Origin of the sequence: Thiomicrorhabdus marina (assembly GCF_017571465.1) — a bacterium.
GTDB classification, from domain to species: domain Bacteria; phylum Pseudomonadota; class Gammaproteobacteria; order Thiomicrospirales; family Thiomicrospiraceae; genus Thiomicrorhabdus; species Thiomicrorhabdus marina.
The window spans coordinates 204,519-219,839 of sequence record NZ_JAGETV010000002.1; the positions used below are offsets into that span (position 1 = coordinate 204,519).

The window sequence follows — 15,321 nt, forward strand, 5'->3', positions numbered from 1 at the left end:
TAAGCTAAACTCACAAAAGCGACTATCGAAGCAGCGCTTGAATTTGAACTCCATCACTAAAAAATAGAAAACGCCAGCCTGTCAATAACAAAGCTGGCGTTTTTAATCTCAATGCAGGTTAAGAAACTAACCCGATATTAGAGACTAAGCATGGCTTACTTAACCATTGATACCGCAGCTTGAGCCGCTTCAGCAACTGGCATATTAACAAGAACACCAACAATCGCTGCTGCAAAAATAATCGCGCCCGGAATAATTTTCTTTTCCATTTTTTTATCCTTTTTGTAGATGGCCTTAAGTGCTGATTCACTTATCAAATTGTTTTACTTAGTAAAACCGGCCCTTTTCAAAATCGTCGGGGATTATAACGATTTCGCCAAGGCTTAGGCATAGAAAATTTACAGACAGCAAAAAGGAATTTTATGACCTATAAACACACTTATCTTTATTTATCATTGATACGCTGTGGTGGCGCATAAACCACGCCAGATTTAATCATATGAAAAATTTGCTCGGCAAGATAATCAACATCTTGATGCAGCGCTTGCGCACCCGGAAGATACTGACGCATGGCACCAAGTTGAAAATGGAACAACAATAACCCCATCACTGAAGTGATCGCAAAGTGCGAATCGGTCTGCAATGAATTCGGTTGAATCTGCTGGAGAATTTCTTGCAATTGCAAACAAGACTGTGCCATTACCTCTTCAGCCAGAAACTGCATTCTTTCAGGATCATTTTGTAATAATTCGCGCCATAGTAATTGGCGAAAAACATGATCGGAGGAAATTTTTCGGGCACTAAGCAAAATCACTTGGTGCAATTTTTCCTCCGCAGCCATTTGAGTAACAAACACTTCCGCTATCTCGGCATTTTGCTGCGCGAATACTGCTTGTAGCACTGCCTGGTATAGACTCTGTTTGTCGCTAAAATGATGATAAAGTGAGGGAGCTTTAATATCGCAAGCCTTGGCGATATCACGCATCGAGATTAGATCGTAACCTTGATCGGCAAATAAACGCGCCGCCTGTTCAACAATGCGGCGCGCGGTCGGTTTTAATTGGGTACTGTTTCCCGAACTATTCAAAACTCATTCCTAAATCGCCGCCGGTCAGCTCTTTATAGATATGCACGGTATTGTGTTCGTGCGTCTGCTGAAATACCGGACGGTCTTTGTACATTGATTGGTCAATAGAGCTCATATCTTCTTCTTTTTGACCGGCATCGATTTTCTTTTGCACCTCTTTAGTCAGATACTCCATGTATCCTAAGGTATCGCGAGTAATGGTTGCCATATCGGTCGGCGCACCGTGCCCAGGCACGACCACGACATCTTCCGGCATAGCCGCTTTCATCGCTTTGAAAGTATCGATCCAGTAACCAACATTGGTATAAGAGAAGAAGGCAAGCGAGCGTTTATTGTAGCCGACATCTCCGGTAAATAAGAGATTACGACTCGGAATATAAGCGAGAGTTGACCCTGGAGTATGTCCTGGACCGAAATTCAGTAGCTCAACGGTCTCCCCCCCGCCTACATTGATCACCAATTTATCATCAAATTCGGTAAATTTATCACTAACGTCTCGCGCATCTTGAGTAATCGCTTGCCCAACCGCACGTGCCCAGCTAGCTTTAATCTGCTGATAACCATTGGCAAAATCACTATTTGCTTGACTATGCGAATACATATTGCGCACGCCGACATCATACCAATAACTCGCACCGAGATAGGCGTGCCCCTGTGAATTTTCTACCGCTAACCATTTAACCGGCTTATTGGTATGGCGCTTAATAATCTGATGAAAACTGTGAGCTACAGCAGGGTTTGGCCCTGCGTTAAAAACAAAAACACCGTCTTCAAATTCGATCCATGACAAATTGTTATTTAACCCAAAATTACTCGGGTTATGCCAAATCAAGCTACCGACTACGGTGTAAACACCATCCATAACTTTAGTCGGCTGCGGTAGGCTGACTTCTTTGCCAACATAACCTACACTGCGCACGGTTTTATTAACGTCCTGAACATAAGCATTAATCGAACCAGTCAAAGAACCATTCTCTTTGGCATAAACTTCAAAACCGGCTATATAAGGATCTTGGCTAGACGCTTGCACCGTTCCACTCATCGTTGTAGACATCAACAACAAAGGCCAAGCCAACTTACTCAGGTAGTTCGACTTGCGACCACTTTTCGCTAACGAACAAAATGATTTAGCTTGATGATTTATTGCGGACATAGGCCCTCCAGATTATGGACATTAAATTTAAATGACGTTGCGACTATCGATAAACAAACCGAAATTCTAACAACTGTTAGGCAGCTATCATAACAACTTATATCCATGGAAAAACCTGAAAAAATTTATACCAACTAAAATTATTTTTAAGACCCGACGATCTTTCCTTCAGGGTCTAAAAACAAAAAGCCACTACTCAGAAAATCCAAGTAGTGGCTTAATAGAAAAGTTTTTGGCGTGCTTAGTTACGCGTTTGAATCCCTGGACCTGTAGCCCCGTCTAAACCAATCCCTTCAAGATGATTCAGCTCACTAATGTCCTGTAAACCTTCCGCAATTAATTGCAGACCAATTGAGTGTCCTAATGTACAAGCGCCACGCACAAAGCCTTCGGTCTCCTGATTATTGCGAGTAATATTTTGAATCAATACCGCGTCAATCTTAATATAATCCAAGCCAACTTCCTGCAAATGCGAGATATTTCCGAAACCGGACCCAGCCTTGTCTAAACCGACTTTACAACCAAGTGGCTTGACTAATCCACAGAACTCAACGAAATAATTTAAATTATCTAGAATAGCGCGCTCAGGCAATTCTAACCACAATCTATCGGCATACTTGGACGCTTTTAGCATATCAACTAATATATCGCGCTGCTGCATATCCTTAAGGGTTTCAATCGACAAGTTAATAGCGATATCCTGCGGCTGATCTTGCTCTTGCGAAAGAATGAATTCCGCCAACGCTAAATCCAACTGCGGTAACAGATTTAATCGACGCGCCCAAGGTAAGAATTCCCCTGCCGATAAAATTTTGCCTTCCACTTGCAAACGCATCATTGCTTCCAGATGCAATAAACGATTTTTAATATCAACAACAGGGAACAGCTGCGCAATCACTTCTCCAGAAGAGATCGCACTCACTAGCATTTCGCGCCATTCATCGGCATTTTTCAATACCGATTTTTGTGCTTCGCTATCTTCAACAACCATATTAGTGCGTTTTTCACTTTCCGCACTCACCAATAAACTATCAATCTTCTGGAACAGATTTGGTCGACTCGCATCACCTTTAAAAGAACACGCTGCCATTGGCAACACTACCGATAATTGCGACTCATAATTTTTCAAATAAGTACTAATAAAGACTTCCAACGCCTTAGCAACCGAGCTCAAATCATCAATATTGGTTAAAATCACGGCAAAATCACTGCCGTTTAAGCGGCCAAGCATCCCTTCGTCAAACTCTTTACTATGTTGTTTGATCGTATTGTCCATCTGCTCGGCAATCCCTTTTAGCAGCAAATCCGTTTTTTGGTGACCAAGAGTTTTATTGACAGTCAGCAAATCGGCAACTCGCAGTAGCAACATGCCGTTACACGTATTCTTATCTTCATCAGCAAGAATCGTTTCCAGCTTACTAATAAAGAAATCACGATTCGCCAAACCGGTCAGAGCATCATGCTGATTTTTATAGCGCATCTCTTCTAAACGACGGCTTTCATTCTCCAACATAGTACGCACTCGGTCGGACAAGGTATTCATGGCACGAACAAGACGGTTAAATTCAAGTGTTTTCGGTTCTTTCGAGGTAATAAACCTACGCCCGCCAATTGCCTCGGCTTGCTCGACCACATCTTCCAACGGACGCGTCAGAATTCGCAATACCCAAGTTCCCAAAGCGCCTAAAACCAATGCCGCCACCAGAAACCATAAGAAGAACTGGCGAGTCGTTTCCCACAAGGATTCATAGGCAAAACGGTCGTCACTTTCGACAATCAAAGTGCCATACTGTTTCCAACCATCCTGTACTTGAGCAACCCCCTTACCCGCTTTAATGTGCACCATTTTCTTAAACCAATTCGGCACATCCGCTTCAATATTATATTCATGCGTTTTAACTAAGCGCTCAGTCCCGTTTTGATCCAGCAGCTCTATTTTTTTATAGTTACCAGTATCAAACTGTGCTGCCACTAATAACTCGACCATAATTTCGTCTTTATCCATTTGTGACAGCATCAACGCTAAAGAGTTGGCGTTATCGCTATTTTTCAAACTCAATTGCTCAATATAGTAGCCTTTGGCGCTTAGGGTGCTAATGGAAAAACTGGCAAAAAACACCAGAACCATCAATCCGACAATCGCAATCCATAACTGTTTAACCAAAGACATAACCTACTCCTTTGTGACCGACGAGGTTATTTGAAAAAGAAAATGACGTTTATTATTAGCAATCGTCCGACAAATAATCATAAGGTGATCCCTTCGCTTTTCAGCTTCGAAACAACCTGCTGCCAACGCGACAGGCGTGCCATTGGATCTGAGTTGGTCGCTTTAGAAAGCCCTGCCCAAAGCCCTCGGCTGTTAAAGCTGAAAACCGGTTTCAAATCATTACGCTGACTGGCGGGTTTCACTTCAGAAATCAAATTATCCAAAATCAACGGCATCGAATCTGGTGTTGGATAATAACCTAACACCATATGCGCCTCAGTACGGCCTCGATTAAACGCTTTAACATAAATCATACGCAGATGCTTATCTTCCACGCCCGCCAAACGCAAAGTGACATATTTAGCAATGGCATAGTCTTCACAATCTCCGACACCTTTGCCAAAAGTTTCGACAAGTGACGACCAATGATCTTTTACCCGGTTATTAGTCATATCAGATTGGTAGCGGACTGCCATATTGATAAAGTTATTCACTTCTTGTAGCTTTTGCTGATCTGGCAGCGGCTTAACCCGCTCCATAGTGGTTTGCCAAGTTTTGGCTAGACGCGAGCGTTGTTCGCCATATTCCGAGTAAATTGACTGATAAAAGCGATTGAAATCGAGAGTCGCTTGGCTAACGGCATATCCGGCAATGCCCAATAGCAAAATTAAGCTTAATAGAATCTTATACTGCGAACGCAAAATCGCCCCCGATATCTTAGAAGGAGCAGAAAAGAGTGGCTTAGCCATAAAAACTCCGTCCAGCAGCTATTTTCAAGCGAAGGCCAACACGCAACGATTGAAGAGAGACATTAATATATTGGGCATACACTTGTGCTCTATACTCAGCCAATTTCTCGCCCTCCATAACTATGCCATCAACTCAACCAAAACGCGATTTACACAACCGTTTTATACAGCTGTTACCTTACCAAAAGCAAAGATTTACACAAGATAAGAAAACCGCATTCACAAGCGGCAAATCAAGTTTTAGTGAAAAAAAGCGAGGAAAGTACAGAACACGTCCAAATTAGATTCAGGCGCAGAAAAACGTGTCTAGCAAACCGGACGTTTGCAGGCTTGTCCAAAGCAGGCAACAACTTGATTGTTGTAGCCTCTTTTTCGTTCAAATCGCACTGAACAAGCTCCCCAATAACATTCGTGGGATGCTCAGCCTTTCTTTAGGACTTACGAAAATAAGTCATTTCGTAGCGAGTTCGGTCAATCACATCTGAGCAGATGTCACCATCCAAAGCATTGGCATTAAAACGAAAACGACCATCTTTGCGTTGTAGATAGTAACAGTGGTTCGATTCAATTTTCACCTGCATGTTTTCAGTATGAATTAACCCGGCTGCATCTCTATAGGTAATCTTGAAATGATATTGATTCGGCGTTAGCAACAATTTATCGCGAAAAACATAGCTGCCATTAATATAAATTTTTGGATAAAGTCGGCCAAAACTATCCGATAAATTCGTTGTCAAAGCGTACTGACTGGCCGGTCGATCTTTCTCAATGCTGCTGCTCGTTGAACAACCGCTCTGCAATAAAACGCTTAGCAACAAAAAACTCAAACCGGCAAGCAACAGCACTTGCGACGACCATGCTTTACAAAGTACGCTTACGCGTCTAAAAAATTCCCATGATTGAATGCTCGCCATCTTTTCTAAATCCTTTGTACCGAACTCAATCGGTGAAAACATTAATGGCGCAAATTCTACCAAAACGCACTCTCCAAAATAACCAAAAGCACGCCTGAATTCACTCTATTCAGTCATTTGACCGATAAGGCCGAAGCCATCAATCAGAGCCTATTCAACTTTTTTCGCACCTTTGACAGAATCTGCTGTTGCTGAGACAGAAGATAAGCTTTAACGACACCTCTTTGTGTAGCATCTAGCTCGGTGTATTTGCCAATCATTTTCTCTGCCTGAGCATAATCATGAAATTCGCCAAGCTGCTTCTGCAAATATTTAAGTTGATCTAACAAAGACTGCTGTTCTGGAAAATAATGTTCTACCTGATAACGAATTCGTTTTACCTTCAAACGCTGTTTATGAATCTGACCGCTATCGTTATCGAGTAAACCGAGCTGTTTTTTGATTTTCTTAAAACGCGCTTTAATATCTTTAAGCCGGTCATGTAACGCCTCGCCAGCAGTCGGCGCAAACATGTGACTCATCACTTGATCATCACCGATGCAAGATTCAATTTCCGGCACCATTTCCATCTGCAAATCGTTTTTAAAATCGTCGTCCAAACGCCAACGAACATCCAATAGCTGTTCTTTAATCTCTGCCACTATCTCAGCATATTCCTCTGGAAACCCAGGCAATAATTCCAATAACAAAACATCCAAATCACGAATCTTATTACTGGCTTGAATAACGCGTTTGACTCGCTGTTGGGAATAACCATCTTCAGGCAGTAGCGAAACAATCTGGCGTGCAGTTTGGCGCAATTTATGCAAACTCTTAGCCTGCGACTTTAATTTTGGCGGCGACTGCAAATAACTGTCACTTAACCGCAACACTTTGCCAATCGGTAAATCTTTTTCTTTACTCATCGTCATCCACTCATCTATCCATACTCAATAATGTGCGAATAGTGCCATAGAGTCTCGCTTCGGATTTGACAGGCTGATGACAAGCTTAAGACATTTTTATAACAGTTCATCCGGCACCCTTTTGAAACATGTTACAATAACCAAAACCATCAAACCTATCTCATTTCAAATAATAAGGAAATTCAAGTGTTAAGTCACGGTGGCAAACGTAACGGAGCAGGGCGAAAAAAAGGCAGCGGTGCCTTTGGAGAAGCAACTAAGGTAGTACGTATCCCTGAGTCACAGGTTGATACTGTCAAGCTCTGGCTGCAAAATTACAAAGAGCAAGTCGGCGAAGCCAGTTTGGAAAATTTGGATGCCATTAGCGGAATGATGGAAGAAGCCGCGCAGTTACTTCCGCTCTATAGCCATAAAGTAGTGGCCGGCTTTCCCTCTCCTGCGGATGACTTTATCGAAGACCGTTTGGATTTAAATGAAAAACTGGCGCCAAACCACAGCAGTACTTTTCTTCTTAAGGTACAAGGCGAATCAATGCGCGACGCCGGAATTTTTGACGGTGACATTTTAGTCGTTGATCGCAGCATCACGCCACGCCCGGGAAAAATTGTCATCGCCGCACTGGACGGAGAATTAACCGTCAAACGTTTAGACATTCGTAACGACGGCACCTATCTTTTACCGGAAAATCCCGATTATCCCGACATTAAAGTCGGCGCCGAAAGCGAAATGGTCATTTGGGGTGTGGTTACCTCATGTATCCACCAGTTCTAACGTCTCACCTAAAAAACTGAAGTTGGCTACCTAACTCTTAGATGGCCAACTCCTTTGAGCCAACATTCACAACAGAATATCAATTAATTTCTACGGCAGAATCAACACAAAAACTGTGAAGAAACTTGATTACAAATAGCTGTAGTCAAAACCATACCTGCAAAATCCCATTTCATAATTTCCAGCTGTTTACACTCGAAAGAATACGTACTATTATCATAAAGAGCATTTACTCTACAACCCATAAAGAGTGCACGACCGAATGACCCCTTCCAGTTCTGAAAAACCACTTATCCTCTGTGTAGATGACGAGCCTCTCAACTTAAAACTTCTAGTTGACCTCCTTAGCGCTCGTTTCAATACGCGCATTGCTACCAATGGCGAAAAAGCTCTACAAGTCGTCGAGCAACAGCAACCCGACTTGATTCTTCTAGATGTAATGATGCCCGTTATGGACGGCTTTGAAACCTGTAAAAATATCCGTAAGACTCTCGACAAACAAGACCTACCGATTCTGTTTATTACTGCTAAAAATCAGCCGCAAGATGAAGAATATGCTTTACAAATTGGTGGCAACGATTTTATTTCCAAACCGATTAACCCTGGCGTATTACAGGCGCGAATCGACACCCAGCTCAAACTCAAATACGCGCAAAAGAAAATCCAACAACGTGCTGAGAGTCTTGAACAAGAAGTAAGTCAGCGTCTTAGTGAAATCAATAAACTACAAGATAGCACCGTCTTTGTTATGACTTCTTTGGCAGAGTTTCGTGACGAATGCACCGGCAATCATATTCGCCGCACTCAATATTATGTACAAGCGCTAGCAAAAGCTTTGGCGAAAAATCCCGAGTTCACCAGCCGACTAGATGATCAAAACATTGAAGTGATCACCAAATCGGCACCTTTGCATGATATTGGTAAAATTGCGATTCCAGATGACATTCTGCTCAAACCCGGAAAACTCACTACCGAAGAGTTCAGTATCATGCAAACCCACGCCGAGAAAGGCTACAAAATCTTGCAGGAAGCGGCCTGCTCGATGGGCGAAAAAGGCCTGTTTCTGGAGGTAGCACAAGAAATAGCCTATTACCACCATGAAAAATGGAATGGTTCCGGTTACCCAAATGGGATTGCCGGCGAAGAAATCCCTCTTTCAGCTCGAATTATGGCTGTAGCGGATGTGTATGATGCGTTAACCAGCGAGCGCCCGTACAAAAAAGCCTTTAGCCAAGAGAAAGCTCTAGAAATTATGTTTGAAGGAGCCGGCACACACTTCCAAGAAGTTATTTTACAAACCTTTGCCGAGATAAAAGATCAGCTAAAAATGATTGCCGAAGCCAACCCTGACCAATAAAAAAGCACACTTTGCTTTAACTTGGTGCAAATAATGACGGTATTTTGCTTTTTTAAAATTGTTCATTTAAATTCAATATTTATTGGTTAGAATGAGGTCAAAACCCAAATTATGAATTAAATAGATTTAGAGTGAATAAATGAAAAAAGTTGTAATCCCCGTTGCCGGTCTTGGCACTCGTTTTCTTCCTGCGACCAAAGCTATTCCTAAAGAGATGATCACCCTTGTCGATCAGCCTCTCATTCAATATGTTGTCTGCGAAGCGATTTGTGCAGGCTTCACCGACATCATTTTAGTTACCCACTCCTCAAAAAATGCCATCGAGAACCATTTCGACCATAACTTTGAGCTAATGACCACGCTAGAGAAAAAGAACAAAAAAGCGTTAATTGAAGTGGTCGACAATATTCTGCCAAGCGACGCCAATATCATTTCCATCCGTCAGCCTGAAGCTCTTGGCCTAGGTCATGCTATTCTCTGTGCAGAACCGATTATCGGCGATGATGACTTTGCCGTAATTTTGCCGGATGTAATCCTCGGAAATGACACCTGTGATCTATCCAAGATGGTGCAAGCATTCCAGACCAGCCGTAAGAGTCAAATCATGGTTGAACCGGTTGCAGCGGAAGAGGTTCATAAATACGGTATCGTTGACTGTCAAGGCGTTGAATTTTCCGCTGGTGAATCGGTCAATATGGTCGGTATGGTAGAAAAACCAAAAAACGAAGACGCGCCATCTAATCTATCAATTACCGGACGCTACGTACTTGATAACCGCATCTTGGGAATTCTGCACACCACACCGAAAGGTGCCGGTGGCGAAGTTCAACTTACCGATGCCATTGCCACCTTAATGAAAGAAAAAGGTGCGCAAGCTTATCAACTGGAGTCGACAAGTTATGACTGCGGCGACAAACTCGGTTATCTGAAAGCGACGGTAGAATTTGCAATGAAACACCCTGAGCTTGGCTCAGACTTTAAAGAATGGCTCGCTACGGAGATCAAATGAAGCAATTCCATGCCTATCAACAATTAAAGGCACAGGCTGAGAGTTTACAGCAAACCCATCTTAATGACCTGTTTACTCAAAACCCAGAACGATTTGCCCAGTTCCATGTGCAAATGCCTGGTGCCATGCTCGATTTTTCCAAACAGAAGATCACTGAAGAAGTGCTAGACGGCCTAGTTTCCATGGCCGAAGAAGCTAATCTACAACAGTGGATTGAACGCTTACTTGACGGTGATGAACTGAATCACACTGAGGGTCGCAAGGCTTGGCATACCGCGCTACGAGATGTCAGCAATCCGAACCCGGAAGTGGCAGAGCAGTGGGAAAAGATGGCCTATATTGTTGATGAGTTACACCAAAAACAGATGCGCGGTTATTCAGGCAAAGCGATTACCGACGTCGTCAATATTGGTGTTGGCGGCAGCGACCTCGGCCCGCTAATGGTAACGCACGCCTTAGAAATGCAGCAAAACTCTAACAGTCCGGACATCCACTTTGTTTCCACTCTGGATGGCCGCCAACTGCAGTCAATTTTGGCGAAACTCAACCCTGAGACCACTCTGTTTATCGTTGCTTCAAAATCTTTCGGCACCATTGACACTCTATCACTGGCTGAAACTGCCAAGGCGTGGATGCTTAGCAGTTGCGGTGTTGAAACATCCGCAATGCGTCACTTTATCGGTGTCTCTGCCAACCCGCAAAAAATGACCGAATGGGGTATTTTGCCGCAGATGCAACTTGCTTTCTGGGATTGGGTCGGCGGTCGCTTCTCTTTATGGTCCAGTATCGGTTTAACCATCGCCATTCAAATGGGAATGGACGGTTTCAAACAGATGTTGGCCGGTGCTCATGAAGTCGACATGCACTTTAAGAACACTCCTTTCAAAGAAAACATTCCTGCATTAATTGGCTTGCTCGGCGTCTGGAATACTAACTTCCTCGACCTTGCCGGACAAGCTATTCTACCGTATGACTCACGCTTGAAATATTTTGCCGGTTATCTTGAACAGCTAGAAATGGAAAGTAACGGTAAACACACTAAACGCAATGGCGAATTTGTCGATTACCGCACCTGCCCGATTCTGTGGGGCGAAGTCGGCCCAAATGCGCAGCACGCCTTTTATCAACTATTACACCAAGGCACCGAGCGCGTCATGTCCGACTTTATTTTATTTAAAGAAGGCCAAGGCAGCGGTGAACGTGCCACTTTCCACCAAAATTTAAATATCGCCAACTGCCTTGCTCAAAGCAGAGCCATGATGGTCGGACAGGAGAGTGACGATCCGCATAAGCACTATCCGGGCAACCAAGTTTCTAACACCCTACTAATGACACGTGTCGATGCCCACCACCTAGGCATGCTAGTTGCAATGTATGAACACAAGGTTTTCACCCAATCTGTTATCTGGAACATCAACCCATTTGACCAATGGGGCGTAGAACTTGGAAAGAAAATTGCGCTAAGCATTCTAGAATGCATTGACGAACGCAACGCAACACAACTTGATCAATCAACTCAGGGCATTTTGCAGCAAATTTGGGAACATAACGCATGATTATTAACGTATTTGGTTCAACTATTAGCGCGCTAGTGACCGCTGGATGTCTCGCCGAAACCGGGAATGACGTTAAACTGATAGGCCAGCTCCCGAACGAAATTGCCGAGCCGGGTTTACAGAAACTGCTTGAAAAACAGCTACAGCAAAAACATTTACAGATTACTGACCAACACGCTAAAGAGGCCGACTTTCATATCTTCGCTTATGGCGATGGCGATTGCTCTGTCGCTTTGGATATGGCAAAACATCTGGCACAAGAGAATTCCGCGAACAGCACTTTATTAATTCGTTCGAACTTTGGTATCGACATTGCCCGCGAGATTATGCAAGCGGCGCAGATGGCAATTATCATCAACCCGGATTTTGCACCGGAAGGTAGCGCAATTCAGGGATTCCAACGTCCTGACCGCATTATTATCGGCGCCACAGATGATACCGCAATTGCTAAATTCCGTCGTCTGTTTGCACCCTTCAACCGAAACCGTGACACCATTATCCAAATGAAACCGGAATCGGCGATTCTTACCAAGTACGCCACTAACGTTCTGATCGCGACACGTATTAGTTTGATGAACGAACTGGCCTTAGTTTCCGAGCAGATGAATGCCGATATCGAAGAAGTTCGTCAAGGTTTAGGCTCCGATCATCGTATCGGTTTTGCTTACCTCTATTCCGGTGTCGGTTTTGGCGGTGCTTACCTTGAACGCGACCTCCACCGCGTCCAGGATTTAATCGACCAGACCGGCTCTCAGGAGAACCTGCTTCGCTCCGTCAATAATATCAATGAACAACAGAAAGAACTGCTGTTCCGTAAGCTTTGGAGCCACTACGAGTGTGACCTACAAAACCGACAGATTTCAATCTGGGGTATCAGCTATAAACCGAACACCAATTCGATTGAGGGCGCGCCAAGCTTGGTAATGATTCAAGCACTACTTCATCAAGGGTGTGAGCTGCACCTATTTGATCCGAAATTAGATGATAATTTCTATCAATGGATGAACCGACACCTAAGCAAAGCACAACAGGAAAAAATTCATATTTACGACAATATGTATGCCAGCCTAGAAGCAAGTGATGCTCTGTGCGTTCTGACAGAATGGAAAAACTTCTGGACCCCGAATTTCAACAAAATTAAAACATTGATGTCGCAGCCAGTGATACTGGACGGACGTAATTTGTATGACAAAAACTTTCTTAAAGAACAAGGTTTTACCTATTTCGGGGTTGGGCGCTAAACTGACCAAGCACAAGCAGAAATGCCCAAGTTGCACTTGGGCTTTTTATCACTCCACTCTTTACAAAGGCAATAGAATGCAAGACTTAAGTGGATTTAAAGCCTATGACATTCGTGGCGAAGTACCCAGACAAATCAATCCGGATTTGGCTTATCAAATCGGTCGCGCCTATGCCTCCGAATTTCACCCCAAAAAGATGATTGTCGGGCACGACATCCGTCTAGAAAGTCCTAGCTTAAGCAAGGCACTGTGCGATGGGTTAATTGCTAGCGGCGTTGAAGTCTGGCATTTAGGACTTTGTGGCACCGAAGAAGTTTATTTTGCTACCAGTCACTATCATGCTGACGGCGGCATTATGATCACAGCCAGCCACAATCCAAAAGGCAATAACGGCATGAAATTGGTCGGCCTAGGCTCTAAACCAATCAGTCGCAACAGCGGCTTGACCGCCATAAAACAGCGTATTGAAAAACAGGATTTCACTGCACTAAGCCAAACGCCTGCCGACGTTATCGCCAAACATGACAAAAGCGCTTATATCGAAAAGCTGCTGAGCTATATCGAGTTGCCGACGATTAAGCCATTAAAAATCGTAGTCAATGCCGGTAATGGCGCAGCCGGCCCGACTTTCGATCTGCTAGCCAAACATCTGCCATGCGAATTCATCCGTCTACAACACGAACCGGATGGGAACTTTCCGCAAGGTGTGCCGAATCCAATGATTCCGCAAAACCGTACTATCACCGAGCAGGCGATACGCGAGCATAATGCCGATTTTGGTATCGCCTGGGATGGCGATTTCGACCGCTGTTTTTTATTCGATCATAACGGGCAGTTTATCGAAGGTTACTATCTGGTTGGTTTACTGGCCGAAACGCTTTTGGCCACACAACCGGGCAGTAAAATCGTCTATGACCCACGTTTGACGTGGAATACTATCGAGCAGGTGACTCAAGCCGGTGGCGAACCGATTCAATCGAAAACCGGTCACGCCTTTATTAAAGAGCACATGCGCAAAGTCGATGCCATCTACGGCGGCGAAATGTCGGCACATCACTATTTCAAAGACTTTTTCTATTGCGACAGCGGCATGATTCCTTGGCTGCTGATTTTGCAGCTCATCAGCCGCACCGGCAAAACATTGCACCAACTGGTCGCAGAACGCACTGCTGCCTACCCGTGTAGCGGCGAACTGAACTACAAAGTACAGAACAGCAAGCAGATTATTCAAACTGTGCAGGAAACCTTTGCCGAGCAGAACCCAACGGTGGATTTAACCGATGGCTTAGGACTGGAATTTGCCGAATGGCGCTTGAATATCCGCACCTCAAACACCGAACCACTCTTGCGTTTAAATGTCGAAAGTCGCGGCAATGTTGCACTGGTTCAAGACAAGGTGCGACAAGTCGAAGCAATTATTAACCAGATTGGCTAACCGCCCACACTCATAAAACTATTAGGACGAATCCTCGCCCCCGAGTAAAATAGGCGCTCTACTATTTGGAGTGCCTATGCTCAGTTACCTTCACTCTTTTCATGCCGGCAATTTTGCCGATGTCCTTAAGCACGTCAATCTTGTGCATGCGCTTGATTATTTAACACAAAAACCAAAGCCGATGCTGTATTTCGATAGTCATTCCGGTGCCGGCGTTTATCGTCTTGGCGGCTCTGAGGCACAGAAAAACCAAGAATTTGCCAATGGCATTGGCGTGCTTTGGAACCAGGACTGTAGCGACTATACAAGTCTGCAACAGTACAAAGACTTAGTGCAAGAACTGAATAGCGATAAGCCTAATGAATTGAACTTCTATCCTGGCTCACCGTGGTTTGCCGACCAGATGTTACGTGACAATGACAAGATACAACTTTGTGAATTGCATCCACGCGAACAACAAACGCTGCGTAAAAACCTCGGTAGCAACCGCCGAATTAAACTATTTTTCAACGACGGATTTCAACAAGCGATCGCTTCCATGCCGCCACCATTGCGTCGTGGTCTAATGCTGATTGACCCTCCTTACGAAGACAAAAAAGATTACGCAAAAGTGGTGCAGACACTGATTGAATGTCATAAACGCTTTGCGACCGGAAGCTATGCTTTGTGGTATCCCGTTGTGGAACGCAAAACCATCGATAAGCTCTGCAAGAATCTGCAAGAAAGCGGCATTCGCAATATTCAAGTGTTTGAACTAGGCATTGCCCCAGACAGCCGTGGACGCGGTATGAACGGTAGCGGCATGTTATGGATTAATCCACCTTGGACTCTGTTTGCGGAAATGCAGAAAACCCTGCCGTTTTTAGCGAAAATATTAGGACAAGCGAACAACAGCGAAGGTTACTACCGCTGCGAACAATTGGTGGACGAATAAA

At 44.1% G+C, this 15,321-nt stretch carries 13 protein-coding genes; 7 read left to right on the forward strand and 6 right to left on the reverse strand.

Annotated elements, in window-relative coordinates:
* Positions 1–445: 445 nt before the first annotated feature.
* The 6 genes from J3998_RS02185 to J3998_RS02210 form a co-directional block, all read right to left on the reverse strand.
* Positions 446–1,087 carry a TetR/AcrR family transcriptional regulator gene (locus J3998_RS02185; RefSeq protein ID WP_208147217.1) on the reverse strand — a complete coding sequence of 214 codons (642 nt, stop codon included), beginning with the start codon at positions 1,085–1,087 and terminating at the stop codon, positions 446–448.
* Complete coding sequence (locus tag J3998_RS02190) at positions 1,080–2,240, reverse strand: MBL fold metallo-hydrolase (RefSeq protein WP_243750551.1); 1,161 nt, start codon at positions 2,238–2,240, stop codon at positions 1,080–1,082. The genes J3998_RS02185 and J3998_RS02190 overlap by 8 nt, the downstream gene beginning before the upstream one ends.
* Positions 2,241–2,481: 241 nt before the next feature.
* Positions 2,482–4,410 carry a bifunctional diguanylate cyclase/phosphodiesterase gene (locus J3998_RS02195; RefSeq protein WP_208147219.1) on the reverse strand — a complete coding sequence of 643 codons (1,929 nt, stop codon included), beginning with the start codon at positions 4,408–4,410 and terminating at the stop codon, positions 2,482–2,484.
* 77 nt (positions 4,411–4,487) lie between these two features.
* A complete protein-coding gene (locus tag J3998_RS02200) occupies positions 4,488–5,198 on the reverse strand; it encodes a transglutaminase-like cysteine peptidase (RefSeq protein WP_208147221.1) in 711 nt (236 codons plus the stop codon).
* 431 nt (positions 5,199–5,629) lie between these two features.
* Entirely contained in the window at positions 5,630–6,112 is a 483-nt protein-coding gene (locus tag J3998_RS02205; protein ID WP_208147223.1) for a hypothetical protein, read from the reverse strand.
* Between the two features lie 143 nt (positions 6,113–6,255).
* On the reverse strand, positions 6,256–7,017 hold the full coding sequence (locus J3998_RS02210) for a CHAD domain-containing protein (RefSeq protein WP_208147225.1): 762 nt from the start codon (positions 7,015–7,017) through the stop codon (positions 6,256–6,258).
* Between the two features lie 186 nt (positions 7,018–7,203).
* On the opposite strand from J3998_RS02210, the gene J3998_RS02215 reads away from it, so the two are divergent.
* The 7 genes from J3998_RS02215 (at position 7,204) to J3998_RS02245 (ending at position 15,320) form a co-directional block, all read left to right on the forward strand.
* Complete coding sequence (locus tag J3998_RS02215; RefSeq protein WP_341829240.1) at positions 7,204–7,788, forward strand: LexA family protein; 585 nt, start codon at positions 7,204–7,206, stop codon at positions 7,786–7,788.
* A gap of 262 nt (positions 7,789–8,050) precedes the next feature.
* Entirely contained in the window at positions 8,051–9,145 is a 1,095-nt protein-coding gene (locus J3998_RS02220; protein ID WP_208147232.1) for an HD domain-containing phosphohydrolase, read from the forward strand.
* 139 nt (positions 9,146–9,284) lie between these two features.
* Positions 9,285–10,154 carry a UTP--glucose-1-phosphate uridylyltransferase GalU gene (galU, locus tag J3998_RS02225; protein ID WP_208147233.1) on the forward strand — a complete coding sequence of 290 codons (870 nt, stop codon included), beginning with the start codon at positions 9,285–9,287 and terminating at the stop codon, positions 10,152–10,154.
* A complete protein-coding gene (gene pgi / locus J3998_RS02230) occupies positions 10,151–11,710 on the forward strand; it encodes a glucose-6-phosphate isomerase (protein WP_208147234.1) in 1,560 nt (519 codons plus the stop codon). Before galU ends, pgi begins: the two co-directional genes overlap by 4 nt.
* Positions 11,707–12,951, forward strand: a complete 1,245-nt coding sequence (locus J3998_RS02235) for a UDP-glucose dehydrogenase family protein (RefSeq protein ID WP_208147235.1) — start codon at positions 11,707–11,709, stop codon at positions 12,949–12,951. Before pgi ends, J3998_RS02235 begins: the two co-directional genes overlap by 4 nt.
* Positions 12,952–13,027: 76 nt before the next feature.
* Complete coding sequence (locus J3998_RS02240; RefSeq protein ID WP_208147236.1) at positions 13,028–14,386, forward strand: phosphohexomutase domain-containing protein; 1,359 nt, start codon at positions 13,028–13,030, stop codon at positions 14,384–14,386.
* Positions 14,387–14,462: 76 nt separating this feature from the next.
* A complete protein-coding gene (locus tag J3998_RS02245) occupies positions 14,463–15,320 on the forward strand; it encodes a 23S rRNA (adenine(2030)-N(6))-methyltransferase RlmJ (RefSeq protein ID WP_208147237.1) in 858 nt (285 codons plus the stop codon).
* Position 15,321 lies beyond the last annotated feature (1 nt).

Bases quoted from the DNA above. Each gene is read 5' to 3' on its own strand.
- J3998_RS02190 (WP_243750551.1), bottom strand. From the start codon at position 2,240: ATGTCCGCAATAAATCATCAAGCTAAATCATTTTGTTCGTTAGCGAAA.
- J3998_RS02195 (WP_208147219.1), bottom strand. From the start codon at position 4,410: ATGTCTTTGGTTAAACAGTTATGGATTGCGATTGTCGGATTGATGGTT.
- J3998_RS02200 (WP_208147221.1), bottom strand. From the start codon at position 5,198: ATGGCTAAGCCACTCTTTTCTGCTCCTTCTAAGATATCGGGGGCGATT.
- J3998_RS02205 (WP_208147223.1), bottom strand. From the start codon at position 6,112: ATGGCGAGCATTCAATCATGGGAATTTTTTAGACGCGTAAGCGTACTT.
- J3998_RS02210 (WP_208147225.1), bottom strand. From the start codon at position 7,017: ATGAGTAAAGAAAAAGATTTACCGATTGGCAAAGTGTTGCGGTTAAGT.
- J3998_RS02220 (WP_208147232.1), top strand. From the start codon at position 8,051: ATGACCCCTTCCAGTTCTGAAAAACCACTTATCCTCTGTGTAGATGAC.
- galU (WP_208147233.1), top strand. From the start codon at position 9,285: ATGAAAAAAGTTGTAATCCCCGTTGCCGGTCTTGGCACTCGTTTTCTT.
- pgi (WP_208147234.1), top strand. From the start codon at position 10,151: ATGAAGCAATTCCATGCCTATCAACAATTAAAGGCACAGGCTGAGAGT.
- J3998_RS02235 (WP_208147235.1), top strand. From the start codon at position 11,707: ATGATTATTAACGTATTTGGTTCAACTATTAGCGCGCTAGTGACCGCT.
- J3998_RS02240 (WP_208147236.1), top strand. From the start codon at position 13,028: ATGCAAGACTTAAGTGGATTTAAAGCCTATGACATTCGTGGCGAAGTA.
- J3998_RS02245 (WP_208147237.1), top strand. From the start codon at position 14,463: ATGCTCAGTTACCTTCACTCTTTTCATGCCGGCAATTTTGCCGATGTC.